At 70.9% G+C, this 24585-nt stretch carries 21 protein-coding genes; 7 read left to right on the forward strand and 14 right to left on the reverse strand.

What is annotated here, in order from left to right; translation table 11 throughout:
• Positions 1-2 precede the first annotated feature (2 nt).
• The 4 genes from OG562_RS18885 to OG562_RS18900 all read right to left on the reverse strand — a co-directional run bounded on the left by OG562_RS18885 (position 3) and on the right by OG562_RS18900 (position 4748).
• The gene (locus OG562_RS18885) at positions 3-1601 is read right to left on the reverse strand and encodes an acyl-CoA carboxylase subunit beta (RefSeq protein WP_266399230.1); all 1599 of its coding nucleotides are present in this window, start codon (positions 1599-1601) and stop codon (positions 3-5) included.
• Entirely contained in the window at positions 1598-3355 is a 1758-nt protein-coding gene (locus OG562_RS18890) for an acyclic terpene utilization AtuA family protein (protein ID WP_266399232.1), read from the reverse strand. The genes OG562_RS18885 and OG562_RS18890 overlap by 4 nt, the downstream gene beginning before the upstream one ends.
• Positions 3352-4161: a TIGR03084 family metal-binding protein gene (locus tag OG562_RS18895; protein WP_266399235.1), complete on the reverse strand. Its 810-nt coding sequence runs from the start codon at positions 4159-4161 to the stop codon at positions 3352-3354. The genes OG562_RS18890 and OG562_RS18895 overlap by 4 nt, the downstream gene beginning before the upstream one ends.
• 143 nt (positions 4162-4304) lie before the next feature.
• Positions 4305-4748, reverse strand: coding sequence for a hypothetical protein (locus tag OG562_RS18900; RefSeq protein WP_266399238.1), 444 nt, complete (start codon positions 4746-4748; stop codon positions 4305-4307).
• 59 nt (positions 4749-4807) lie between these two features.
• On the opposite strand from OG562_RS18900, the gene OG562_RS18905 reads away from it, so the two are divergent.
• Positions 4808-5518 carry a PH domain-containing protein gene (locus OG562_RS18905; protein WP_266399241.1) on the forward strand — a complete coding sequence of 237 codons (711 nt, stop codon included), beginning with the start codon at positions 4808-4810 and terminating at the stop codon, positions 5516-5518.
• A gap of 18 nt (positions 5519-5536) precedes the next feature.
• Here OG562_RS18905 and OG562_RS18910 read toward each other — a convergent pair whose 3' ends face one another.
• From OG562_RS18910 to OG562_RS18930, 5 genes are all read right to left on the reverse strand, one after another.
• A complete protein-coding gene (locus OG562_RS18910; RefSeq protein ID WP_266399244.1) occupies positions 5537-6472 on the reverse strand; it encodes a DMT family transporter in 936 nt (311 codons plus the stop codon).
• Positions 6473-6581: 109 nt separating this feature from the next.
• Entirely contained in the window at positions 6582-8720 is a 2139-nt protein-coding gene (locus tag OG562_RS18915; RefSeq protein ID WP_266399247.1) for an ABC transporter ATP-binding protein, read from the reverse strand.
• A 142-nt stretch (positions 8721-8862) separates the two neighbouring features.
• A complete protein-coding gene (locus OG562_RS18920; RefSeq protein WP_266399250.1) occupies positions 8863-8985 on the reverse strand; it encodes a hypothetical protein in 123 nt (40 codons plus the stop codon).
• A gap of 177 nt (positions 8986-9162) precedes the next feature.
• Entirely contained in the window at positions 9163-10287 is a 1125-nt protein-coding gene (locus OG562_RS18925; protein WP_266399253.1) for a peptidoglycan bridge formation glycyltransferase FemA/FemB family protein, read from the reverse strand.
• 21 nt (positions 10288-10308) lie between these two features.
• Complete coding sequence (locus OG562_RS18930) at positions 10309-13407, reverse strand: FAD-binding and (Fe-S)-binding domain-containing protein (protein ID WP_266399256.1); 3099 nt, start codon at positions 13405-13407, stop codon at positions 10309-10311.
• 170 nt (positions 13408-13577) lie between these two features.
• Here OG562_RS18930 and serC point away from each other — a divergent pair, with 170 nt between their 5' ends.
• Positions 13578-14696 carry a phosphoserine transaminase gene (gene serC, locus OG562_RS18935; protein WP_266399259.1) on the forward strand — a complete coding sequence of 373 codons (1119 nt, stop codon included), beginning with the start codon at positions 13578-13580 and terminating at the stop codon, positions 14694-14696.
• Here the strand turns inward: serC and OG562_RS18940 are convergent.
• Positions 14675-15631: a discoidin domain-containing protein gene (locus tag OG562_RS18940; protein WP_266399262.1), complete on the reverse strand. Its 957-nt coding sequence runs from the start codon at positions 15629-15631 to the stop codon at positions 14675-14677. The genes serC and OG562_RS18940 overlap by 22 nt on opposite strands.
• A gap of 107 nt (positions 15632-15738) precedes the next feature.
• Entirely contained in the window at positions 15739-16287 is a 549-nt protein-coding gene (locus tag OG562_RS18945) for a DUF1062 domain-containing protein (RefSeq protein ID WP_266399265.1), read from the reverse strand.
• Between the two features lie 357 nt (positions 16288-16644).
• Between OG562_RS18945 and OG562_RS18950 the strand changes: the two genes are divergently transcribed.
• Positions 16645-17376, forward strand: a complete 732-nt coding sequence (locus OG562_RS18950) for a hypothetical protein (RefSeq protein ID WP_266399268.1) — start codon at positions 16645-16647, stop codon at positions 17374-17376.
• Between the two features lie 543 nt (positions 17377-17919).
• Here OG562_RS18950 and OG562_RS18955 read toward each other — a convergent pair.
• Both OG562_RS18955 and OG562_RS18960 read right to left on the reverse strand, forming a co-directional pair.
• Positions 17920-19503 (reverse strand): cellulase family glycosylhydrolase, encoded by a 1584-nt coding sequence (locus tag OG562_RS18955; protein ID WP_266399271.1) that lies wholly within the window; start codon positions 19501-19503, stop codon positions 17920-17922.
• Between the two features lie 95 nt (positions 19504-19598).
• Positions 19599-20657: a WD40 repeat domain-containing protein gene (locus OG562_RS18960; protein ID WP_266399273.1), complete on the reverse strand. Its 1059-nt coding sequence runs from the start codon at positions 20655-20657 to the stop codon at positions 19599-19601.
• A 111-nt stretch (positions 20658-20768) separates the two neighbouring features.
• Between OG562_RS18960 and OG562_RS18965 the strand changes: the two genes are divergently transcribed.
• The 3 genes from OG562_RS18965 to OG562_RS18975 all read left to right on the forward strand — a co-directional run bounded on the left by OG562_RS18965 (position 20769) and on the right by OG562_RS18975 (position 23200).
• Positions 20769-21452 (forward strand): SGNH/GDSL hydrolase family protein, encoded by a 684-nt coding sequence (locus OG562_RS18965; protein ID WP_266399276.1) that lies wholly within the window; start codon positions 20769-20771, stop codon positions 21450-21452.
• Between the two features lie 102 nt (positions 21453-21554).
• Positions 21555-22142 carry a Uma2 family endonuclease gene (locus OG562_RS18970; RefSeq protein WP_266399279.1) on the forward strand — a complete coding sequence of 196 codons (588 nt, stop codon included), beginning with the start codon at positions 21555-21557 and terminating at the stop codon, positions 22140-22142.
• A 56-nt stretch (positions 22143-22198) separates the two neighbouring features.
• Positions 22199-23200: an aldo/keto reductase gene (locus OG562_RS18975; protein ID WP_266399282.1), complete on the forward strand. Its 1002-nt coding sequence runs from the start codon at positions 22199-22201 to the stop codon at positions 23198-23200.
• A 130-nt stretch (positions 23201-23330) separates the two neighbouring features.
• On the opposite strand, the gene thpR is transcribed toward OG562_RS18975, so the two are convergent.
• The gene (gene thpR, locus OG562_RS18980) at positions 23331-23903 is read right to left on the reverse strand and encodes an RNA 2',3'-cyclic phosphodiesterase (protein WP_266399284.1); all 573 of its coding nucleotides are present in this window, start codon (positions 23901-23903) and stop codon (positions 23331-23333) included.
• A 51-nt stretch (positions 23904-23954) separates the two neighbouring features.
• On the opposite strand from thpR, the gene OG562_RS18985 reads away from it, so the two are divergent.
• Positions 23955-24476, forward strand: coding sequence for a GNAT family N-acetyltransferase (locus OG562_RS18985; RefSeq protein WP_266399286.1), 522 nt, complete (start codon positions 23955-23957; stop codon positions 24474-24476).
• Positions 24477-24585 lie beyond the last annotated feature (109 nt).

The raw sequence follows: 24585 nt of genomic DNA on the forward strand, positions 1-24585 counted from the left end.
CCTCACATCCGGAAGACGCCGAAGCCGCCCCGCGCACCCTCGTAGGGGGCGGTGTGGACGGCGGACAGGCACAGGCCGAGGACGGTGCGGGTGTCGCGCGGGTCGATGACGCCGTCGTCGTACAGCCGCCCGGACAGGAACATCGGCAGCGACTCGGACTCGATCTGCTGCTCCACCATGGCGCGCAGGGCGGCGTCCGCGTCGTCGTCGTAGGGCTGTCCCTTGGCGGCCGCCGACTGCCGGGCGACGATGGACAGGACGCCCGCGAGCTGCTGTGGGCCCATCACCGCCGACTTGGCGCTGGGCCAGGCGAAGAGGAAGCGCGGGTCGTAGGCGCGGCCGCACATCCCGTAGTGGCCCGCGCCGTAGGACGCGCCCATGAGGACGGAGAGGTGGGGGACCCGGCTGTTGCTGACGGCGTTGATCATCATCGCGCCGTGTTTGATGATGCCGCCCTGCTCGTACTCCCTGCCGACCATGTAGCCGGTGGTGTTGTGCAGGAAGAGGAGGGGGATGTCGCGCTGGTTGGCGAGCTGGATGAACTGGGCGGCCTTCTGGGACTCGGCGCTGAAGAGGACGCCTTGGGCGTTGGCCAGGATGCCCACCGGGTAGCCGTGCAGGGTCGCCCAGCCCGTCACCAGGCTCGTCCCGTACAGGGGCTTGAACTCGTCGAAGTCGGAGGCGTCGACGATCCGGGCGATCACCTCGCGCGGGTCGAAGGGGGTGCGCAGGTCCCCGGGGACGATGCCGAGCAGCTCCTCCTCGTCGTACTCGGGCGGTGCGGCCGGTCCCGGATCGTCGTACGCCTTGCGGTGGTTGAGGCGGGCGAGGACGCGGCGCGCCTGGCGCAGGGCGTCGCGCTCGTCGACGGCGAAGTAGTCGGCGAGGCCCGACACGCGCGCGTGCATCTCCGCGCCGCCCAGCGACTCGTCGTCGCTCTCCTCCCCGGTGGCCATCTTCACCAGCGGCGGCCCGCCGAGGAACACCTTCGCGCGCTCCTTGACCATGATCACGTGGTCGGACATGCCGGGGATGTACGCGCCCCCGGCGGTGGAGTTCCCGAAGACGACGGCGACGGTCGGGATCCCGGCGGCGGAGAGCCGGGTGAGGTCGCGGAAGACGGCCCCGCCCGGGATGAAGATCTCCTTCTGGGAGGGCAGGTCGGCCCCGCCGGACTCCACCAGGCTGATGAAGGGCAGCCGGTTGGCGAGGGCGATGTCGTTGGCGCGCAGGGCCTTCTTCAGGGACCAGGGGTTGCTCGCGCCCCCGCGCACGGTCGGGTCGTTGGCCGTGATCAGGCACTCCACGCCCTCCACGACCCCGATGCCGGTGATCAGGGACGCCCCTACGGTGTAGTCGCTGCCCCAGGCGGCCAGCGGCGACAGCTCCAGGAAGGGCGTGTCGGGGTCCAGGAGCAGCTCGATGCGTTCGCGGGCGAGGAGCTTGCCGCGTGCGCGGTGCCGGGCGACGTACTTCTCCCCGCCGCCCGCCAGCGCCTTCGCGTGCTCGGCGTCGAGGTCGGCGAGCTTGCCGAGCATGGCCTCGCGGTACGCCCGGTAGTCGGGGTCGTAGGGGTCCAGGGTGGATGTGATGACGGTCAAAGGAGGGCCTCCGGGATGTCCAGGTGGCGGGAGCGCAGCCATTCGCCGAGGGCCTTGGCCTGCGGGTCGAAGCGGTGCTGGGCGGCGACGCCGTCCCCGAGGAGGCCCTCGACGACGAAGTTCAGGGCGCGCAGGCCGGGCAGGGCGTGCCGGGTCACCGTCAACCCGTGGCTCTCGGGTATGAGCTGTCGGAAGCGGTCGGTGGTCAGCTCGTGCACGAGCCACCGCCAGGCGTCGTCGGTCCTGACCCACACCCCCACGTTGGCGTTCCCGCCCTTGTCCCCGCTGCGGGCCCCGGCGACGAGCCCCAGCGGCGCGCACCGCACGGGCCCGGGCGGCGGGGGCTGCGGCAGGGGTGGTTCCGGTACTTCTTCGAGTACGAGGGTGTCGGCGGCCGGGGGCACGGGGACACGGCGTCCGTCGTCGAGGACGGCGACGTGCGCGACGGCGTCCTGGGGGACGTACGAGGCCTCGAAGATCCCGTAGGGGGAGCCCTTGCCCGGCGGCGCGAGCACATGGAAGCCGGGGTAGCTCGCCAGCGCCAGCTCCACCGCCGCACCGCTCAACGCCCGCCCCACGAGCGCCTGTTGCGGGTCCCGTACGACGAGCCGGAGCAGGGCGGAGGCGGTCTCCTCGGTGTCGGCGTCGGGCCGGTCGGTGCGGACGAGATCCCAACGGACCTCCCCCGGGCGTGACGTGGCGAGCGCCTCCGTCATCTGCTCCCGCACCAGCTCCGCCTTGGCCTCGATGTCGAGTCCGGTGAGCACGAACACGACCTCGTTGCGGAAGCCGCCCAGGCGGGTGCGGCCGACCTTGAGGGTCGGGGGCGGGGCCTCGCCGCGCACGCCGTCGATCCGGACCCGGTCCGGGCCGTCCTGGGTGAGCCGTACGGCGTCCAGACGGGCGGTGACGTCGGGTCCCGCGTACCGGGCCGGGCCCGTCTCGTACAGGAGTTGGGCGGTCACCGTGCCGACGTCGACGAAGCCGCCCGTCCCCGGGTGCTTGGTGATGACGCTGCTGCCGTCGGCGTGGATCTCGGCAAGGGGGAAGCCGGGGCGGCGGAGGTCACGGCGGCCCTCCCTCAGGCCTCCGTCCCTGAGACCTCCGTCCCTGAGACCCTCGCCCCCGAGGCCCCCGCCCCTGAGACTCGTCTCCCGGAAGAAGGCGTAGTTGCCGCCCGTGGCCTGCGTCCCGCACTCCAGGACGTGCCCGGCGACGACCGCGCCCGCGAGCCGGTCGTACTCCCCCGGCCCCCAGCCGAAGTGAGCGGCGGCGGGGCCGGTGACCAGGGCCGCGTCCGTGACCCGCCCGGTGACCACCACGTCCGCGCCCTCGCGCAGACAGGCGGCGATGCCGAAGCCCCCGAGGTAGGCGTGGGCGGTGAGGCTGCCCGGGTGGTCGGCGGTGCGGTCGTCGCCCTCGACGTGCGCGACCCGTACGGGGATGCCGAGCCGGTCCGCCAACTGCCGTACGGCGTCGGCGAGCCCGGCCGGGTTGAGACCGCCCGCGTTGGCGACGATCCGGACCCGGCGGTCGTGGGCGAGGCCCAGGCAATCCTCCAACTGGCGCAGGAAGGTGCGGGCGTAGCCGGCGGACGGGTCCTTCAGCCGGTCCCGGCCCAGGATGAGCATGGTCAGCTCGGCAAGGTAGTCGCCGGTGAGGACGTCCAGTTCGCCGCCGGTGAGCATCTCGCGCACGGCGTCGAAACGGTCGCCGTAGAAACCGGAGGCGTTGCCGATGCGGAGGACCGTCACCCGGTCGCCCCCTTGGACGCGTCACCCTTGGACGCGCGGCCCTTGCCGGGCGGGCCCGCGAAGGCCTGGGCGACGTCGAGCCAGCGGTCCGCGTCCGGGCCCACGGTGGTCAGGGCGAGGTCGGCGCGGTGGGCGCGCTGGGTGACGAGGAGGCAGAAGTCGAGCGCGGGGCCGGTGACGCGGTCGTCGGCGTCCTCGGGGCCGTACGCCCACACCTCACCTGACGGGCTGGTGAGTTCGATCCGGAAATCCTCGAACGGCACGGGCTGTCCGTGCACGCCGAAGGCGAAGTCGCGGGTGCGGACGCCGAGGCGGACGATGTGCCGGAGGCGGTCGGTGGGGGTGCGGACGACTCCGAGCGCGTCGGCGACGTCGAGGCCGTGGGCCCAGGTCTCCATGAGGCGGGCGGTGGCCATGGAGGCGGTCGACATGGGCGGGCCGTACCAGGGGAAACGCGCGCCGTCGGGTGCGGCGCGCAGGGCGTCCGCCAGCGCCGCGCGACCGGACCGCCAGTCCGCGAGGAGTTGCGCGGACGGCTTCCGCGCGCCCTCCTGCGCGCCGTTGTCCACGAAGTCCCCGGGCTCGGCCAGCGCCTTCTCGATCTGCCGGGAGAAGGCGGGCACGTCCGTCACCGCGAGCAGCGAGGAGTGGTCGGTCCAGGCGAGGTGCGCGATCTGGTGGGCGATGCTCCAGCCGGGGGCGGGGGTCGGGAGCGCCCACTGCTCCGGCCCCAACTCGGCGACGATCAGGTCGAGTTCGTCGCTTTCGGCACAGAGGTCTTCGATCACGGGCGTCGGGTCGGCCATGGGGTGGAGCATGGCAGGGGCTCAAGAAACAAGCAAGCATGCTTGCATTTAATTTGCCGTCGCCGTTGCCGCCACAACTGTCATCACAGCTGGCGGCCCAGCTGCTGCCACAGCGGCCGTCCCCGCTGCTGCCACAGCGGCCGTCACACGAAGATCACGCAGTACAGGCGGTGCCCCTCGGAACGGGCCCGGACCGCCATCTCGGCCAGCTCCGTCAGGAACGCGACGAGGTCCTCCGGATACATGCCGGGCGGGAACTCCTCGATGCGGGACCACGGTTCGGCGACCTGCCGGAACAGCTCGGGCGTCGCCGTCGCGAGGGCGTCCCGGAGCTCGTCGGCCAAGGTCACCAGGATGCCGTTCGCCCCCTCCGGATCGCCGAGGAGGTCGGCGAAGCGGGGCAGCTTCACGACGTCGTCGTAGGCCAGGCCCGTGAGCAGGCTCTGGCCCTTGCCGAGTTCGACGCACGGGTCTATCCCCTTGGCGGAGAGGGTCGGGAGCCCCGCCTCTTCCGGGCCGCCCCGCTCCTGTGCGGCCAGCGCCGCCTCGTCGTCGGGGGCGCTGAAGTAGTCGTAAATATTTCCCATGGGCGCATGCTGACACCGCACACTGACAATGAATGAGTCCTAGGACGGGGGGAGTTCCGGTGAACGACGGGATCGAGCGGGAGTACCGCAGACGGCGGGCGGTGCCGGCGGCGTACGTCACCCTGGCGGCCGTGACGGTGGTGATCGCCATGAAGGTGCTGAGCACGACGACGCTGTCCGGGCCGACGGCCTGGGACGCGCTGATCCTGGCGCTCTGGCTGAGCATCGGCGGCCGGGTGGTGCTGGAGCAGTGGCGGGCGCGTACGTCCGTCACGGCCGCCGGGATCACCGTACGAGGGCTGCTGCGCACCCGTACCTGGGCCTGGTCCGACGTCTACGACATCCGGGTCGAGGGGAGCAAGCGGGGCAGCTTGCGCCGGCCGGCGTATCTGTACGGCTCGGACGGACGCCGGGTCCTCCTGCCCCACCTCGACGAGCATCAGCTGGACGACCCGATCGGCGAGGTCGCCGACCTGCGCGCCACCGCCGCAGGGGCCGGGCTCATGTCGCTCGAGACCCGGCCCGAGACGGAGGAGCGCATCACGCGCGGGGCACGTCGGCGCACCGCCGTGAACCGGGCGGCCGTCGCCACCCTGGTCGTCGTGGTCGCCATGTTCGTCCTCGACACCTGGATGATCTTCACTGACCGGCCTACGCAGTCGGTCCTGCTGATCGCGTGCGTCCCGCTGCTCTGCCTGCCCGTGTTCTTCCTCCTCCTGGACCGCCTCGGCGAGGTCCTCGCCGCCCGGCGTTCCCCGACCCATCCCTGACGGATCCGGAGGCCTCCCTCAGGCCTCCGGAACCGCTCTCTTCCCCCGCCCCACCTGGGTCCGCACCGCCCCCATGCTCGCCGCGATGACGAGTGCGACGGCGGCCGCCTGCAGGACGGAGAGGGCCTGGCCGAGGATGAAGAAGCCGGCCGTCGCGGCGATCGCCGGTTCCAGGCTCATCATGATCGCGAAGGTGGAGGCGGGCAGGCGGCGCAGCGCGAGGAGTTCGAGGGTGTAGGGGAGGACCGAGGAGAGGACGGCCACCGCCGCGCCCAGGCCCAGCGTCACCGGGTCGAGCAGCTTCGTGCCCGCCTCGGCGATCCCCAGCGGCAGGAACAGCAGCGCGCCCACCGCCATCGCCAGCGCCAGCCCGTCCGCCTGCGGGAACCGGCGACCCGTACGGGCACTGAAGACGATGTACGCCGCCCACATCGCCCCCGCGCCCAGCGCGAACGCCACGCCCACGAGGTCGAGCCCGCCGAAGCCGCCCCCTCCGCCGCCGCTGAGCAGGAAGACGCCGGCGAGGGCGAGTCCGGCCCAGACCAGGTTGAGGGCGCGGCGCGAGGCGACGACCGACAGGGCGAGGGGGCCGAGGACCTCCAGGGTGACGGCCGCGCCCAGGGGGATGCGGTCCACCGACTGATAGAAGAGGCCGTTCATCGCGGCCATCGTGATCCCGAAGACGACCACCGTGCCCCAGTCGGTGCGCGAGTGACCGCGCAGGCGCGGCCGGCAGACGACCAGCAGCACGACCGCCGCCACCAGCAGCCGCAGCGCCACCACGCCCAGCGCGCCCGCCCTCGGCATCAGCGTCACCGCCAGCGCGCCGCCGAACTGCACCGAGACGCCGCCCGCGAGCACCAGCCCCACGGGGCCGAGAGAACCCCGGCGGCGCGGGCCGCCGGCGCGGGCGACGAGGGGAGCGGAGGCGGTGGCAGGGGTGGTGGCGGTCACGGGCGGTCCAAAGGTTCATATGTTCATCGCGGTGCACTGTCGAGTCCACGGTAATGGACTACGTCAGGTGCGTAAACCGCTTATGCCTCTGTCTCGCGCGGTGAGACGTTCAGATTCCGGGCCAGGGCACCTCGTCGCGGAAGAGCGGGCGACCATCAGGGAGAGTCGTCGGGACGTTCCCGTAAGGGGCGGGGGCAGGGGCGGCGGCGTAGGCGGGGGCGTAGGGGGTGTACGGGTCGTACGGGTCGTACGCGGGTGCCGACGATCCCTGGTGGGCGTACTCGGGGCCGTACTGATACCCGTAGTCGGACCCGTAGCCGGCCCGGTACTCGGACCCGTAGCCAGTCCCGTACTCGGACCCGTACTCGGGCCCGTACGCCTGCTGAGCGACGGGTACGTCCGCGAACAGGGGCAGGCGCAGCTCGCCCGTGTCCATCGTCGCGTTGTTCTGCGAGCGGTGCAGACGGGCGTACGCGCCGCCCCGGGCCAGGAGCTCCCCGTGGCGGCCCGTCTCGACGATGCGGCCGCCGTCGACGACGAGGATGCGGTCGGCGTCGGGGGCGAGGTTGAGGTCGTGGGTGATCATGATGGTCGTACGGCCGGACATCAGGCGGCGCAGGGGTTTCACGACGCGGCGGGCGGCCAGCGCGTCCAGGCCGGTCGTCGGCTCGTCCAGGACGAGGACCGGGGCGTCACGCAGGATCGCGCGGGCGATCGCCAGGCGCTGGAGCTGACCGCCGGAGAGCCGGGCGGAGTTGGGGTCGACCTTCGTGTCGTAGCCGTCGGGCAGGCTCAGGATGAAGTCGTGCGCGTCGGCCGCGCGGGCCGCGTCCTCGATGGCCTGCTCGCTCGCGCCGGGCCGGCCGCAGGCGATGTTCGCGCGGACGGTGTCGTGCAGGACGAGGGTCTCCTGCGGCAGCAGCGTCACGTACTCGCGCAGCCGGGCCAGCGGGAAGTCGCGCAACGGGACGCCGTCCAGGAGCACTTCGCCCGCGTCGGGATCGTAGAAGCGCAGCAGCAGCTTGGAGACGGTGGACTTGCCCGCGCCGCTCGGGCCGGTGACGATCACCAGCTCGCCGGGGTGCACGGCGAACGCCAGGTTCTCCAGGGCCGCCTTGTCCGCGCCCGGGTAGCGGAAGGAGACGTCCCTGACCTCGATCGTGCCGTCCGGGCGGCCGGGCTCGGAGACCTGCCGGGGGTCGGCGACCGAGGGCTCGACGTCCAGGATCTCGATCAGCCGTTCCGCGCCCGCCGTGGCCGCCGTGACGGTCAGGCCCAGCTGGGCCAGGCCCTGGATCGGCGGATAGAGGTAGCCGAGGAAGGCGGCGAAGGCGAGGAGCTGGCCGAGGGTCATCCGGCCGGTGGAGATCTCCCACGCGCCGATGCCGATCACCGCGAGCACGCACACCGTCTCGATGACCTGCACCAGCTGCTCGTACGCCTCGTTGAGACGGGTGGAGCGGACGGAGGCCCGGAACCAGGCGGTCGCCTCCTCGTGCAGCCGTCGGCGTTCGGCGTCGCGGCGGTCGTAGGCCTGGGTCAGGACGATGTTGCCGAGGGACTCCTCCACGACCGAGGTGATCGCGCCGTCGGCGACCCGGCCCTCGCGGGAGACGTCCTTGATGGAGCCGGAGAAGCGGCGGGCGGCCAGCCAGAACAGGGGGGCCAGGACGAAGGTGGCGGCGGCCAGGTCCCAGCGCAGCCAGAAGGCGGCGGCCGCGTAGAAGAGTGCGGAGAAGGCGGCCGAGGCCGCGCCGACCAGCCCTGACACGACCAGGGTCTCGATCGCCTCGACGTCACTGGTCAGGCGGGACAACAGGTCGCCCTGACGGTGGCGTTGGAAGAAGTGCGGCGGCAACTGCTGTACGTGGTCGAAGACATGCTCGCGCAGTCTCATCACGAAGCGTTCGGTGGCCCAGGCGGCCAGGGAGTTGCCGGCGTAGGCGACGAGCGCGCCGACTACGGCGACGCCCAGCCACTGCGCCGCCGGCGACCAGAACGCGCTCAACGAGCCCTGCTGCAGGGCGTTGTCGGTGAGTTCGCCGAAGAGCAGGATGGCCTCGGTCTCGGCGAGCGCGGCGAGGATCGTGCACACCCAGACGATCACCAGCCACTTCCGCAGGCCCTTCGTCAGCGGCCAGAATCTGCGGAACGCGGTGCGGGCGGGAATGGTGGGGGTGCCGTACTCGGAGTCACCGTACTCGGACTCATCGTATTCAGAGTCGTCATATTCGACTTTCTCACCCACTGCACAAACCCCATTCCCGTCAAGTACTTCCAGGCACGTCCAAGTACTTCCAAGAACTCCAATGACTCCAACGACTCCAAGAATTTCCCGGAAAAGGAAAGGGGCCGACGGTGTCCACCATCGGCCCCTTTTCAGCCTGGGCTCAGTTGTCCCTGCCGGGCACCGGCGGCTGCGGCTGGCGCTTCTTCGGCTTGGGCTTCGGCGGCGGCGGGAGCTGCTTCGACTTGGGCTTGGGGGGCAGCGGGGCAAGCTTCTTGAAGCTCATTGCGACTCCTAAGGGGAGATTGCGCTGTTCTGTCGTTCATCGTTCGGGATTCCGCGTCCGGCTCCCGACACCCAGAAACTTACACGCTTCTCATCTTCGGAAAAGGCAAAATCAGCAAAGCTCCACTGTGAATACCCTTGGAGAACCTGGGAGTTGCTCCAGGGAGCTATGGGTGAGCTATCTGCGCGCCATGTAAAGGTCGAGTGCCCTGTGCAGAACCTTGTTGAGGGGGAAGTCCCACTCGCCGAGGTACTCCACGGCCTGCCCGCCCGTGCCCACCTTGAAGCGGAGCAGACCGAGCAGGTGGTTGGAGTCCTCCAGGGTGTCGGTGATGCCCCGCAGGTCGTAGACGGCGGCCCCGAGTTCGTGGGCGTCGCACATCATGCGCCACTGCATCGCGTTGTTGGGCTGGACCTCGCGCTTGTGACCGGTGGAGGCCCCGTAGGAGTACCAGACGTGTTCGCCGACGGTCAGCATGGTGGCCGCGGCGAGGACGTCGCCGTCGTGGTGGGCGAGGTAGAGGCGCATACGGTCGGGGTGTTCGGCGTTCAGCGCGGTCCACATGCGCTGGAAGTAGGGGAGCGGGCGCGGGATGAAGCGGTCGCGCTCGGCCGTCTCGGTGTAGAGCGTGTAGAACGCCGGCAGGTCCTCGTGGCCGCCCCGGACGACCTTGACGCCCGCCTTCTCCGCCTTCTTGATGTTGCGCCGCCACTGCTGGTTGAGGCTACGGTGCACCTCCTCCAACGACCGTCCGGCGAAGGGCACTTGGAACACGTACCGGGGTTGTCCGGCGGCGAAGCCGTCCTCTCCCCCCGGCTCGGTCTGCTGCCAGCCGGCCCGCCGCAGCCGGTCGGCGACCTCGAAGGCACTCGGTTCGTACGAGGTCGCCTCGGCGTCCCGCAGCCGGTGGGCGTCCGGATCGGCGATGGCCGCCTTGACGGCGTCGGCACTCCAGCGCCGTACGACGACGGGCGGGCCCATCTTCACCGAGAACGCGCCCCGCGCCTTCAGATGCGCGAGCATCGGCTCCAGCCACCGCTCCACCAGGTCGGGCGCGGACCAGTCGACGACCGGCCCCTCGGGCAGATACGCCAGGTACCTCTTCAGCTTCGGCAACGGCCGCAGCAGCGCCAGCCCCACGCCGACCAGCAGCCCCTCCTCGTCGAACCAGCCCAGGCTCTCCGCCCGCCAGTCCGGCTTCACCTCGCCCCACGAAGGGATCTGCATATGGCTGGCGGAGGGACGGGCCGCGACGAACGCGAGGTGCGCGTCACGGGTGATCGGCTGGACACGCAGGCTCATGCGCGGGGCTCCTTCGGGAGTTCAGGGCTGTTTCGGGGGTGGTGGGGTTCGAAGATCGGTTCCGGTCAGCCTAGGAGGTCGCCCCCGGCCGCCCGGTCCTTCCTCTTCCCCCTCTGCCAGCCCTTCTGCCAGCACCTCCGCCAGATGGCTCCCCCGCACCCCGGCCAGCTGCTCCAGCTGTGTCCGGCAGGAGAAGCCGTCCGCCAGGACCACCGCCCCCTGCGGGGCGTCCCGTACGGCCGGCAGCAACTGTTCCTCCGCGCAGGCCGCCGACACCTCGAAGTGGCCTTCCTCGAAACCGAAGTTGCCGGCGAGGCCGCAGCACCCCCCGCTCAACTCACCGCCGATCCCCGCGGCCTCGCGCAGTCGCCGCTCGGCCCCGTCGCCCAGGACCGCGTGCTGGTGGCAGTGGGTCTGCCCGACCGCCGGACGGTCCACCCGGGGCGGGGTCCATTCGGGGGCGTGTCGCTCCAGGGCCTCCGCGAAGGTCAGGACGCGGGCGGCGAGGCGGGCCGCACGCGGGTCGTCGTGCAGCAGCTCGGGCAGATCGGTGCGCAGGGCGGCCGCGCAGCTCGGCTCCAGGACGACGACCGGGGCGGCCGTCTCCAGCACCGGTTCCATCAGGTCGAGGGTGCGGCGCAGCACTGCGCGCGCGTGATCGAGCTGACCGGTGGAGACGTACGTCAGTCCGCAGCAGACCCGCCCCCGCCGGGCGGTCAGCAGCGCGCCCGGGAACCGGGACCGGCCGTCCCCCACCGGCCGCCCGCGCATCCGCAGGGTCGGCGGCAGCGCCACCCGCAGCCCGGCCGCCTCCAGCACCCGTACGGCGGCCCGACCGACGGACGGGGAGAGGTGCTCGGTGAAGGTGTCGGGCCACAGGACTACGAGGTCACCGAGACCGCCCGGACCGCCTAGATCCCCCGGACCACCGAGATCCCCCGGACCACCGAGATCGCCCGGACCGCCGAGATCGCCGAGACCGGTGCCGCTGCCGTCACTGGTGCCGTCGCCGCTGCCGTCACCGCTGCCGCTGCCTGCACCCGTGTGCACGGGCGGGCGTGCGCGCCACCACCCGCTGAACGTCTCCCGCGCGAGCCGCGGAATCCCCCGCTCCGGTGCGATGCCGCCCAGCCGCTTGGCGACGCGGGCCAGCGGGCCGACGGAGGCCAGCGCGTTGAGCACGGCCGCCGCCCGCAGTCGGCTCGCCCAGCGCAGCCACACCGGCAGCCGGCCCATGCTGTAGTGGGCGGCCGGACGCCGCCGCCCCTCGTAGTGGTGGTGGAGGAACTCCGCCTTGTACGTGGCCATGTCGACCTCGACCGGGCAGTCGGAGCGGCAGCCCTTGCAGGACAGGCACAGGTCGAGGGCGTCGCGGACCTCCGTCGACCGCCAGCCGTCGGTGACCAGCTCGCCGGCGAGCATCTCGTGCAGCAGGCGGGCACGCCCGCGCGTGGAGTGCTCCTCCCGACCCGTCGCGCGAAACGACGGGCACATCACGGCCGACCCGGTCACCGTCGTCGTACGGCACTTGGCGACGCCGACGCAGCGGCGGACGGCCGCGGAGAAGTCGCCGGCGTCGCCGGGGTAGCCGAAGGCCACGTCGACGGGTTCGCGGGGCAGGACGGCGAAGCGGAGGTCGGCGTCGAGGGGTGCGGGGCGGACCAGCATCCCCGGGTTGAGCAGGTCGTCCGGGTCCCAGACGCCCTTGGCCCGCTCGAAGAGGGCGACCATGTCGGCCCCGTACATCTTGGGTAGCAGTTCGGCGCGGGCCTGGCCGTCGCCGTGCTCCCCGGAGAGCGAGCCGCCGTGGGCGACGACCAGCTCGGCGAGCTCCTCGGAGAAGCGGCGGAAACGGCCGACGCCCGCCGCCGTCAGCAGGTCGAAGTCGATGCGGACGTGGATGCAGCCGTCCCCGAAGTGCCCGTAAGGGGTGCCGCGCAGGCCGTGGGCGGACAGCAGCCCCCGGAAGTCCCGCAGATACGCGCCGAGCCGGACGGGCGGCACCGCGCAGTCCTCCCAGCCGGGCCAGGCCTCGGAGCCGTCCGGCATCCGGGTCGCCGTACCGCTCGCGTCCTCACGGACGCGCCACAGCGCCCGTTGGGCGGTCTCCTCCGTGACCACGATCGCGTCCACGACGTCCGCCGCCCGCACGATCGCCTCCGCACGCGCGCGTGCCTGCGCCGTCGACTCCCCGCCCGTCTCCACGAACAGCCAGGCCCCGCCCCGCGGCAGCCCCGCCGTCGACGGCACCAGATCGGCCGCCATCCCCTCCACCGTCAGCGGCCCGTACGGCAGCAGGCCGGCCGCTGCCTCGGCGGCGGCGGCCTCGTCGGCGTACCCCAGGACCGCGAGCGCACGCGCGCGTGGAGCCTCCACGAGGTCGACGACCGCCTCCGTCAGCACGGCCAGCGTGCCCTCCGAGCCGCAGAAGGAACGGGCCACGTCGACGCCCTTCTCGGGCAGCAGGGCGTCCAGCGCATACCCGGAGATACGGCGGGGCAGCTCGGGGAATCCGGTGCGCAGCCGCGCCAGGTCCCCCTCGACCAGCGCGCGCAGCCCGTCCGGGGCTCCCGCCCACCCCCTGCCCAGCCGCAGCCGCTGCCCGCGCGCGGTGACGACGGCCAGCTCGCGCACGCTGTCCGCGGTCGTCCCCCACGCCACCGAGTGGGAGCCGCACGAGTTGTTGCCGATCATCCCGCCGAGCGTGCAGCGGCTGTGGGTGGCGGGGTCGGGACCGAAGCGCAGCCCGTGCGGGGCGGCGGCCTCCTGGAGCCGGTCGAGGACGAGGCCGGGCTGGACGACGGCGGTCCGCGCCTCGGGGTCCAGGCCGACCAGCCGGTTCAGATGCCGGGTGAAGTCCAGCACCACGCCCGTGCCCGTCGCCTGCCCCGCGATCGACGTCCCGCCGCCGCGCGCCACGACCGGCACTCCGTGCGCCCGGCACACCTCCAGCACGGCCGCCACGTCGTCGGCGTCCCGCGGCGCGACGACGCCCAGGGGGACCCGGCGGTAGTTGGACGCGTCCATGGTGACGAGCGCGCGGGCCATGACGCCGAAGTCCACGTCACCCCGGACGGCACGCCGCAGCTCGCCCGCCAGCTCCAGCTCCGATTCCGACATGCGTCCAGCAAATCAGCCCGTCCGGCGTTTGAGGACGAGGCCCGTCCAAGGCCGAAGCGGGGTCTGGGGGCGGCAGCCCCGGGAACGGCGACCAGAACGGCGACCAAAACGCCGTCTCACCCGACGGACCAGGTTTCACGCAGGTTTCCCCCACCGGCTAACCTCCTTTCGTGGCTGAGATCCAGATTCCTGCTGACATCAAGCCCGCCGACGGTCGATTCGGCGCGGGCCCCTCCAAGGTGCGGGTGGAGGCGCTGGACGCCCTGGCCGCCACCGGAACCTCCCTCCTCGGCACCTCCCACCGCCAGGCCCCGGTCAAGAACCTGGTCGGCAAGGTGCGCGAGGGCATCTCCGAGCTGTTCCAGCTCCCCGACGGGTACGAGGTGATCCTCGGCAACGGCGGCTCCACCGCCTTCTGGGACGTCGCCACCCACGGCCTGATCGAGAACAAGTCGCAGCACCTCACCTTCGGTGAGTTCAGCTCGAAGTTCGCGAAGGCCGCCAAGCTCGCCCCGTGGCTGGCCGAGCCCACCGTGATCTCCTCCGACCCGGGCACGCACCCCGAGCCGGCCGCCGAGGCGGGCGTGGACGTGTACGCGTTCACCCACAACGAGACCTCCACCGGTGTCGCGGCTCCCCTCGCGCGCGTGCAGGGTGCCGACGAGGGCGCGCTCGTCCTGGTGGACGCCACGTCGGGCGCGGGCGGCCTCCCGGTCGACATCGCCGAGACGGACGTCTACTACTTCGCCCCGCAGAAGTCCTTCGCCTCCGAAGGCGGACTGTGGATCGGCGTCTTCTCCCCGGCCGCGATCGAGCGCGTCGAGCGCATCCACGCGTCCGGCCGCCACATCCCGGAGTTCTTCTCGCTGCCCACGGCGATCGACAACTCCCGCAAGAACCAGACGTACAACACCCCGGCCCTCTCCACCCTCTTCCTCCTCAACGAGCAGCTGGAGTGGATCAACGGCCAGGGCGGCCTGGACTGGTCGGTGCGCCGCACGGCCACCTCCGCGCGCACGCTCTACGGCTGGGCCGAGGACGTCAAGTACGCGAACCCGTTCGTCACCGACCCGGCCAAGCGCTCCCAGGTCATCGGCACGATCGACTTCACCGACGAGGTGGACGCCGCCGCCGTCGCCAAGGTGCTGCGCGCCAACGGCATCGTCGACACCGAGCCCTACCGCAAGCTCGGCCGCAACCAGCTCCGCGTCGCCATGTTCCCGGCGATCGACCCGACGGACGTCGAGGCACTGACCAAGTGCATCGACTACGTCATCGAGAAGCTGTAACCGCTTCCCGCAATCCGTTCTTCCGTATCCGGTTTCCGTATCCGGTTTCCGTATCCGGTACGACCGTGAGGACGCCCGACGCGACAACGCGGCGGGCGTCTTCGCGTTTTTTGTCCGTCCGTCCAGTTCGGGTGCTTCCGCCTACGATGCGGGGGTCCGGGCCCGTAGTAGCCGATGAAGTCGGACGCGGCGGGTGCGGGAGCCTTGCCGGCGCCGGCGAGGAACTCGACCTGGCTGAGCTGGAGTTCGCCGCTGCCGGCGTTGTCGGTGATCCGCAGCCGGTAGTGACGGTACGAGGTGGTGTTGGCGAAGGGGAAGTCCCGCGTCTCGAAGCGGCGCGTGAAGTGTTCGCCGGTAGGGGTGTCGAGCGTCGTCCACGTGCCGCCGTCGTGCGAGCCCTGGAGGTGCCAGTCCTGCGGATCGTGGCCCGAGGCGTCGTTGGCGGTGGTCAGCCTGTACGACGCCACGGCAGCCGGGCGCTGAAGGGTGAAGTCCAGCTCGGCGGTGTCCTCGTGCACCAGCCACTTGCTCGGGGACCTGTCGAGCAGATTGCGCGCGACCTCGCCTCCGGCCGCGAACTCGCCGCTCGCCTCGACGTCGACGACCGTGTCGGTGATGTCGCGCAGTTCGCCGGGCGCGGCATGAACGGCCGCCGTCGCGACGGCGGCCGTCAGGACGACCGAGGCCGCGTTCCCGCGCCGGTCGCTCCAGGACACCCGCTCCAGGGGCGTCCCCCGGCCGTCGTCGAGCAGGATGCGCAGTTCACCGGAGGGACGCCAGTCGCCGTCCTGTCCCTCCTCGGTGGAGAACCGGTGCAGCGGGACGTCCGTGGTGCCGAACCGGTTCCATGAGCGTCCCTCAGTAATCGAGCAGTCGTCGTGCGATGGCGATCCGCGGACAACTCCCGTCCATGGATGCCAAGAAGCTACCGGCACCCACTGACACCGGAAGAGGTGCCGCGGGCGGGAACGGGCGTGGCGGAGCCACCCGCAGGGCCTGTCCGGCGGGTGTCGACGGACAGGCCCCTGGTCGGGAGGAGGGCTCAGCGCTTGAGCGTGAAGGTGAAGTCGCCGGAGAGCCTGCCGCTCAGCCGGACTGCCGAAACGAGTCTCCCTTCCGTGATCAGTCTCTCGACCTCGGCCCGTGAGAGGCCGCACCCTTCAGCGATCAGTCGCACCGGCCGGACAGGGATCCGCGCTTTGAAGCGGACCGAGGCGTCGATCACCTCGCGGTCCGGATGATCCGATCCGCCGGTGTCGAGACGCCAGGCGTCGTCCCAGTCGAGGGCGATGCGACTACGACGCCGCACGACCGGATCCTGGAGCAACTCAGCTGCCAGGCCAGGGTCGTTGTCATGCAGCCGGTCCAGCAGCTCGGGTCGTACGGAGCGCACGTTCACCCGCTCCAGAACCGTGAGCTTCGTGGTTTCCCCGCAAGCGGTGCAGAGCGCGAGGAGCCAGGCGTCGATGAGCTTGTGATGTGCGTTGACGCGAAACTTGCCGTTTGCCCGGAAGCGCTCGGACGCGCACGCGTGGCAACGACGGAGAACGAGCGGCAGGCAGGTGGGCGCGACCACCCAGTTTTCGAGCACAGAAATACACCGGTTTCAGTGAGAAGTCCGCAGCAAAAAGGAGCGCGGCGCACAGGCGCGACGCGCGACGATTCAGCACTCGGGAGGTCTCACACGGTGTACAACGGGACGCCCTTGACTAGACGACTTGGTTCGGCAGCACGGTAATGGCGCACAGCGGCACCGCTCCACTGCTTTTCGAGCGCCTCACCGGGTTCGCCGCCCACGGAGACGCCATCGCCGTCCGTCACGGCAAGGCCCCCAACGGGCCCGCACTCCTGACCCGTTCACCATCCGCCCCGCTGGTCGATCCGGCGGGGCGCAGCCGTACGTGAAAATACGGATGCCCCCGGCCCCGCCCCTTGGTAGCTTCCTCGCGTGCCGAAGCTGAATCAGATCATCGCCGTGGAAAAGGGCGTCAAGTCGAAGTCCCTGCAAGAACTCACGCAGGCCCATCACGATGTGCAGAAGCCCGCGTTGCTTGCCGGGATCTCTCGCACGTACCAGGCGAAGGACGAAGAGGGCGAGCAGTTGCCGCCGGAGTCCACACGGGTCCAGGTCAAGGCGGAGGACGTGCTGCGTTCCGCGGCCGCGACGCTCACCCGGCTGTTCGACGTGACGGCGGCGAAGGACTGGGCGAACCGTACGGCGGTCGCCGACGTGGTCGTCGACGGCACCGTGCTGCTGTCCGCCGTCCCGGTGCCGTATCTCCTGTTCCTGGAGAAGCAGCTCACGGATCTGAACACCTTCGTGCGCAAGCTGCCGGTGCTGGACGCCTCCGAGTCGTGGACGTTCGACCCGTCGACGGACGGGTGGAAGACGGAGGCGGTGCGGACCATCCGTACGAAGAAGGTCCCCCGCAACCATGTGAAGGCCGAGGCCACGGAGAAGCACCCGGCCCAGGTCGAGGTGTACTACGAGGACGTGCCCGTGGGCTACTGGACCACGGTCAAGTTCTCCGGCGCGCTGCCGGCCCGCAGGGTCAACGAGCTGATCGACCGGGTCGAGAAGCTGCAGCAGGCCGTGAAGTACGCCCGCGAGGAGGCCAACGGCATCGAGGTCACCGAACAGAGAGTGGGTGACGCGGTGTTCGGCTACCTGTTCCGGTAGCCCCCTGATCGCCCCTCGTGCGAGCGAGGGGTGCGCGAAGAGCGCAAGCTGAAACTGATGTTGAAGCTGAACCAGGGGTGACAGTTGGGGGTTCGAATCCCTCCCCCGGCACACAGGCCGGGGTGGCCCAAATGGCAGAGGCGGCCCCATGAATCTCAGATTCTCGCTCCAGTCTCAGTATTCGCCACCGAACGCCGGATCGACCGAGCGCGGACGATCGTCGACGAATAGGGGTTCAAGTCCCCTCTGTGCCTCTCCCTAATCTCCACCTCTTCACCTCTTCGTTTCCTTCCGTGGCACGGTAGTTCAAAGGCAGAACGCGTCGACCTCAGAATGATCCGCGGCTCTTAAACGCCGCCGGTGTGCGCAATTGGGTGGCACAACAGGCCTCGGGAGCCGGATACCGCTCCCGGGGCCGTCCCCATTCATGAAGGCCTGTCCGCGAAGGCGAAGACCTGTCCGCGAAGACGGCGACCTGGCCGCCAGGAAGGGCACCCGGTGACCGGTGACAAGCCCCGGGCGCCCCTCACACCCCCCACCCCCTCACGCCGCCGTACAACTCACACTCGGCACACCCCCGCCCCCAGGCGCGCCCCCGAAGCCGAAGCTCGCCGAACCGCCCGCCGGAACCGCTCCGTTGTGCGCCGCGTTCACCGCCGTCACGCTCGACCCGGTCTGTGTGTACGTCGCGTTCCACATGTTCGTGATCTGCTGCGAGCCGGTCCAGGTCCAGGTGACCTTCCAGGAGGCCAGGGCCGTCGTCCCGGTGTTGGTGACCTTCACGTCGGCGTTGAAGCCGCTGCCCCAGTCGCTGCTGACGGTGTAGGCGGCGGCGCAGGACGCCGTGGTCCCGCCGCCACCGCCTCCCCCGCCTCCGCTGCCGCCCGTGCTCGGGAAGCCCGGGGCCTTCACACTGGTCAGGTAGCCGTCCTTCACCGTGTCCACGCTCGCCCAGTCGTCCTTCAGGATGCCGCCCGTGTCACCGGAGTTGGGGTTCCAGGACCAGAAGGTCCAGTGGAAGGAGTCGGCGCCGTACGTCGAGGTCGGGCGGAGGTAGCTCACCAGGGCCGCCAGCCACTTCTGGTCGACGGTCGAGGCGAGCGTCGTGCCGAACTCGCCCACCCACACCGGCGCGATGTTCTGCTTGAAGATGTAGCCCCAGTACTTGTCCCAGATCCCCGGCATGTTGGCGGGGAAGGTCGGGTCGCTGAACCAGCTCTGCTGGGCGACGCTGGTGGCGTAGTCGTGGGCGGAGTACACCACCCGGTTCGCGACGTTCAGTTGGACCGGGTACTGGGCGACCCCCATCAGGTTGCCGCCCCACCAGCCCGAGACGCCGTTGAAGCTCTGCACGCCCTCCACGAAGATCAGCAGGTCCGGGTTGACCGACAGGACGGCGTTGCCCGCCCGCTGCGCGGCCAGCCGCCAGTCCGTCGCCGTGTCCCCACAGCCCCAACAGGCGGGATCGTGGGGCTCGTTGTGCAGATCGATGCCTACGACGGCGCTCTGGCCCTGGTAACGGGCCGCCAGGGACTTGAGGTTGGCGATCCAGGTCGACTCGGGGACCGCCGCCGTGTACCAGAGCGCCGACTGGCCGCCGGCGTCCGGGCGATGCCGGTCGAGGATGACACGCAGGCCGTCCTGACCGGCGTAGGCCACCAACTTGTCCAGGATCTGGAGGGAGTTGAGGCCCTGGAGGTCGGCGTTCTTGCCGCTGGAGAAGTCGATGCTGTTGGGGACGGTGGTGCTCTTGAAGATGTCGTCGCTGTAGGGGATGCGGATCGTGTTGTAGCCCAGCGACTTCATCTGGTCGATCATGCTCTTGTAGTCGCGGGACCACAGGCCGTGGACCACGTAGTTGGCGGTCTCGAAGCCGAACCAGTTGATCCCGGCGATGCGGACCGGCTGCCCGGCCGCGTCCAGGATCTGGCGACCGCTGGTGTGCCAGTAACCGGCGCCGGCATCAGCAACGGCAGCCGCCTGAGCAGCGGCAGTGACAGTGGTAGTGGCAGTGGCAGTGGCATCGACGGTGGCTTCGGCCGCGTACGCCGACTGCGCGCCCGCCCCCAGCGGCAGGACCAGCGCCGCCACGGCAGCGCACAGTGCTCTTCGCAAGCTGCGGAACATCTCGCTGCTTCCTCTCGGGAGGGCGCGGGCCGGAACCCGGTGGGAGCGCTCCCACGCCCCGCGCACCTCCAGGAAACTGACCCACCGTCATCACGTCAAGACTTGCGGCGCAGCAGTCGGCCGAAGCCGAAGACCGCGACGCACAGGACCGCGAAGGCGAGCGCGCCCAGCTTGACGCCGCCGGTGGCCGAGGAGCTGCCCCCGTCCGCCGCCGCGCCCGAACCCCCGCCCCCGGAAGGCGACTTGGAATCGCCTCCGGTTCCGCCCCCGGGCGCGTCCTCCGCGACCACGGAGCTGCCGGAGCCCTCGGTGCCGTACAGGAGCTTGGCGCCATCCGCCGAGTAGCTGACGGACTCGCCCTGGCGCTGGAGGGGCACGTCGAGCCGGCCCTTGCGTTCGAGGTCGCCGCCGTTGAAGTCGTAGTAGATGCCGCCGAAGTAGCCGCGGACGGCGAGTCGGGCGCCGTCCGGGGAGAAGGCGGCGTCGGTGGCCCAGAGGTCGACGGCGGCGACGGGCTTGAAGACGTTGGCGCCGGAGGCGGAGAGGGTGGCCGGGCCCTCGTAGAGGTGCCCGCCGTCCTCCTTCTTGTCGATGATGTAGACGCGCCCGGTCCTGGGGTGCACGACCAGCGACTCGGCGTCGCGGGCCCCGTCGGAGTACTTCACGATGTACTGGGTGGCGCGCACGGTCTGGTCGGTCAGCGTCTTCGGCTCGGGCAGCCGGTAGATCCACACGTACGGCCAGTTGCCGCCGAGGTTGTCGCCGATGTCGCCGACGTAGATCTGGTTGTCGGGGCCGATGGAGATCGCCTCGACGTCGCGGGGCGAGCCGATGCCGGTGAGGGTGAGGCGGGCGACGGTCTTGCCGGTCGCGCTGTCGACGGCGTAGAGGTAGGGGCCGTCGTCGCTGTCGTTGTGGGTCCAGTAGACGCCCGGGTGCAGGCGGGAGGCGGCGAGGCCGCTGGACTCGGTGATGCGGGAGTCCTCGATGGTGAATCCCTTGTCGCCGACGCCGTCGCCGTCCGCGTTCCCGTCCGCTGCGGAGGCGGGCACGGCGAACGCGCCCACGAGGAGGACCCCGGCGAGGAGGGCTCCCGCACGGCTGACTGCGGCACGGCTGACTGCGGCACGGCTGACGAAGGGTGGTCGGCGCATGCTCACAAGCCTGCCATCCCTTGCGCACAAGCCCGCCATCCCTGACCGCCGTTCAGCGGGCGTGTCCGGCCTCACACCCCGCGCGTCCGGCCGATCGTCCATCATGAGCGGATGCTCAGGTTCATGCCCGTCGGCGACTCCATGACCATCGGAAGCGCCGGCGAACACACATGGCGTTACCGGATGTGGCAGCACCTGCGCGAGAACTTCGGCGGTCCGTTCACCCTCGTGGGCCCGCGCGAGACGCTGTACGACAAGGCGATGGACGCGCCGACCTCGTACGAGTACGCCGACCCCGACTTCCCCCGCGCCCACCTGGCCGGCTGGGGCGAGGGGTGGCAGCACATGGCCCCGCTGATCGGCGACGCGGTACGCCGGTGCCGGGCCGACGTCCTCCTCGTCTCCCTCGGCCTGATCGACCTCGGCTTCTACACGGACGCGGAGCAGACCGCCGACAACGTACGGAGCTTCGTGGCCGGCGCGCGCACGGGCAACCCGCGTATCCGCATGGTGCTGCTGCCGGTGATCCCGAACGTCCGCGCCGAGTCCGACGCCCCCTTCGCCGCCCAGGTCGCCCGTTTCAACGAACTGCTCGCGAAGGCCGTCGCCGACCTGGACGAACCCCGCTCCCCCGTCCTCTTCGCCTCGCCCCCGCCGTCGTACGACATCACCTTCGACACCTATGACGGCACCCATCCCAACGCCTCCGGCGAGCACAAGATCGCGGCGGCCTTCGCGGACGCGATGCATCAGGCGTGGGGGGTGGGGGAGGTCTACGAGGCGTACGAGGGCTGAGGCCACCGACATATGCGCTTCGCGCCGTGACCTGGTCGCCGTGCGTATCGTTGTACCGCGCGGCTGCACTTGTGCGGAGGGCAGCCGGGGAGGAGCGCCACGATGACCGTCCTTGAAGACAGGATCGCGATGGCCGAGAGCGACAACACGAGCACGCTGGACGAGATGTTCGAGCGGCTCGAGACGATGCCCGTCCCCGAGGGATACAAGGTCGAGATCGTCGAGGGGACCGTCTTCATGTCGCCACAGCGGGACACCCACTGGGAGATCATCGCGGACATCTACGAGCAGCTACGGACCAAGTACCCCCGGAAGCGCGTGAAGTCCGACGTCCGTATCGACTACCCGGGTCACCTCAACGGATTCGCGACCGACGTCACGGCGATGGCCGAGGGCGCCGCCAAGACGGAGAACGGGCGCTGGCGCCACGAGGACGTCGAGTTCGTCGCCGAGGTCATCTCCAAGGGCACCGCCGCCAACGACTACGGCCCGAAGAAGGCCGCCTACGCCAAGGCCGAGGTCCCCGTCTACCTCGTCGCCGACCCGTACCAGGGCCGCTGCCACGTCTACACCCACCCCAAGGGCGACGACTACGCGACCGAGACGAAGGTCGCCTTCGGAGACGAGGTGGACCTCACGGACACCGTGGTCGGCCTCACCCTCACCACCGACGACTTCCCCCGCGACTAGGACCTGTCCGGAACCCCCTTGCCTGGAGCCCACTCCAGGACATTGGCTTGGGTTCCATGAAGTACACGCAGCTCGGACGCACCGGACTCAAGGTCAGCCGACTCGTCCTCGGCACCATGAACTTCGGCCCGCAGACCGACGAAGCCGACTCCCACGCGATCATGGACGCGGCACTGGACGCGGGCATCAACTTCTTCGACACGGCCAACGTCTACGGCTGGGGCGAGAACAAGGGCCGTACCGAAAGCATCATCGGCAACTGGTTCGCCAAGAGCCCCGACCACCGCGACAAGGTGGTCCTCGCCACCAAGGTCTACGGCAACATGGCCCCGACCGGGGACGGCGGCGCCGCCTGGCCCAACCACGACAAGCTCTCCGCCCTCAACATCCGGCGGGCCGTCGACGCCAGCCTCAAGCGGCTGCAGACCGACTACATCGACGTCTACCAGTTCCATCACATCGACCGCTCGACTCCCTTCGAGGAGATCTGGCAGGCCGTCGACGTGCTGGTGCAGCAGGGGAAGATCCTCTACGCGGGATCCAGCAACTTCCCCGGCTACAAGATCGCCCAGGCCAACGAGATCGCGGCCCGGCGCGGCGGCACCATCGGGCTCGTCAGCGAGCAGTGCCTCTACAACCTCGCCGAGCGGCGCGCCGAGATGGAGGTCATCCCGGCCGCGCAGGAGTACGGCCTCGGGGTGATCCCCTGGTCGCCGCTGCACGGCGGTCTGCTCGGCGGGGTCATCAAGAAGCAGGTCCAGGGCGGCCGGCGCGCCTCCGGCCGGGCGGCCGACTCCCTCGCCGACACGGCCGTCCGCGCACAGATCCAGTCGTACGAGGATCTGCTCGACAAGCACGGCATCGAACCCGGCGAGGCGGCCCTGGCCTGGCTGCTGACCCGGCCCGGCGTCACCGGACCCATCGTGGGCCCGCGCACCGCCGAGCAGCTCGACTCCGCCCTGCGCGCGGTCGAGCTGGAGCTGAGCGAGGAGCTGCTGTCCGGGCTCGACGAGATCTTCCCGGGCCCGGGGCCGTCCCCCGAGGCCTTCGCCTGGTAGGTCACGGGCACGGGTGTGCGGCGGCGGTGGGCTACTTTCCTACCGCCGCCGCAACCGCCACCACCACGAACAACAGCACTAGCGCACCGGCCATGATCCGGTTCCGGGTCTTCGGGTCCACGCGTCGAGCCTAACCCGCCCGGCCGAGCGGCCAACGGCCGACCGGCTCGTAGCGGGGCTGCTCCCCCGGCACCCCGGACGTCGGCAGGTTGCTGCGCACCAGCACCAGCTCTCCCACCGTCCACTCCCGGCCCGCGAAGGCGTCCAGCGCCTCGAGGTACGACGTCACGTCCACCGCGTCCCGGCTGCGGGCCAGCGTCAGATGGGCCTTGTAGCGGCGGTGCTCGCCCGTCTCCAGGCCCGCCTTGCGCGCCGCCGCCTCCGCCCGGCCGGCCAGCAGTCGCAGGGCCGGCACCTCCCCGGCCGCCCCCGCCCACAGCGCCCGCCCGTGCCCGAACTGTCCCCCGCCCCGCACCGCCAGCCGGAACGGCGCACTCCGGTGCGCGGCCCGCTCCAGCCGCGCCGACAGCTCCGGTACGACGTCGTCGTCGACCTCGCCGTAGAAGGCGAGGGTGAAATGCCAGCCGGGGCGGCCGGTCCAGCGCAGCCCGTCCGCCCCGGGCAGCCTGCGCAACTGCTCCACCTCGACGGCGAGTTCGTGGGCGACGTCCTGTGGGGGCAGCACGGCGGCGAAGAGTCTCATGCCGATGATTTTCCCGGCTCGCGCGGCCGGATGCCCGGCATTATGGGCCCCATGGAGATCACCATCAGAGACGCCGGTCCCGACGACATCCCCGCGATACTCGGCATGCTCGACAGCAGTGTGGAGTGGCTGGTCTCACAGGGGCGCACCGGTCAGTGGGGGACGAAGCCCCTGTCGGAGAGCCCGAAGACGGTGGAGTCGGTCGTCCGGTACATGGAGGAGGGCCAGGTGTTCGTCGCCGAGGTCGACGGGGTGCCGGCCGCGACCCTCACGATCACCGGCTCGCCCGGCGTCTATCTGTCCCACCTCGCGCCGCCCGGCGAACCCGAGCGGTACATCCACTGGCTCGCCTCCGACCGTCGCTTCAAGGGCCACGGCGTGGGCAGCGCCCTCCTCGTGCACGCCGCCGAGGAGACCCGGCGGGCGGGCGTCTCCCTCCTCCGGGTGGACTGCTACGCGGGCGGCGACGGCAAGCTGGTCGCCTACTACGAGGCCAACGGGTTCGTCCCGACGGAGGGGTACACCCTCGGCGAGAACAAGTGGCCGGGACAGGTGCTGGCCCGGCGGGTGTAGGCGGCTGCCCGGCGGGCGTGGGGACGGCTGCCCGGCGGGCGTGGACGGCTGCCCGGGTGGGTGTGGACGGTACGGCGAGGGCCGGCCCCGGGGGCGATGCCGTCGTACG

Source organism: Streptomyces sp. NBC_01275, from assembly GCF_026340655.1.
Classification (GTDB): domain Bacteria; phylum Actinomycetota; class Actinomycetes; order Streptomycetales; family Streptomycetaceae; genus Streptomyces.

Bases quoted from the DNA above. Each gene is read 5' to 3' on its own strand.
- OG562_RS18895 (WP_266399235.1), bottom strand. From the start codon at position 4,161: ATGGCCGACCCGACGCCCGTGATCGAAGACCTCTGTGCCGAAAGCGAC.
- OG562_RS18925 (WP_266399253.1), bottom strand. From the start codon at position 10,287: ATGAGCCTGCGTGTCCAGCCGATCACCCGTGACGCGCACCTCGCGTTC.
- OG562_RS18985 (WP_266399286.1), top strand. From the start codon at position 23,955: ATGGAGATCACCATCAGAGACGCCGGTCCCGACGACATCCCCGCGATA.
- OG562_RS18970 (WP_266399279.1), top strand. From the start codon at position 21,555: ATGACCGTCCTTGAAGACAGGATCGCGATGGCCGAGAGCGACAACACG.
- OG562_RS18900 (WP_266399238.1), bottom strand. From the start codon at position 4,748: ATGGGAAATATTTACGACTACTTCAGCGCCCCCGACGACGAGGCGGCG.
- OG562_RS18965 (WP_266399276.1), top strand. From the start codon at position 20,769: ATGCTCAGGTTCATGCCCGTCGGCGACTCCATGACCATCGGAAGCGCC.
- thpR (WP_266399284.1), bottom strand. From the start codon at position 23,903: ATGAGACTCTTCGCCGCCGTGCTGCCCCCACAGGACGTCGCCCACGAA.
- OG562_RS18975 (WP_266399282.1), top strand. From the start codon at position 22,199: ATGAAGTACACGCAGCTCGGACGCACCGGACTCAAGGTCAGCCGACTC.
- OG562_RS18920 (WP_266399250.1), bottom strand. From the start codon at position 8,985: ATGAGCTTCAAGAAGCTTGCCCCGCTGCCCCCCAAGCCCAAGTCGAAG.
- OG562_RS18955 (WP_266399271.1), bottom strand. From the start codon at position 19,503: ATGTTCCGCAGCTTGCGAAGAGCACTGTGCGCTGCCGTGGCGGCGCTG.
- OG562_RS18930 (WP_266399256.1), bottom strand. From the start codon at position 13,407: ATGTCGGAATCGGAGCTGGAGCTGGCGGGCGAGCTGCGGCGTGCCGTC.
- OG562_RS18960 (WP_266399273.1), bottom strand. From the start codon at position 20,657: ATGCGCCGACCACCCTTCGTCAGCCGTGCCGCAGTCAGCCGTGCCGCA.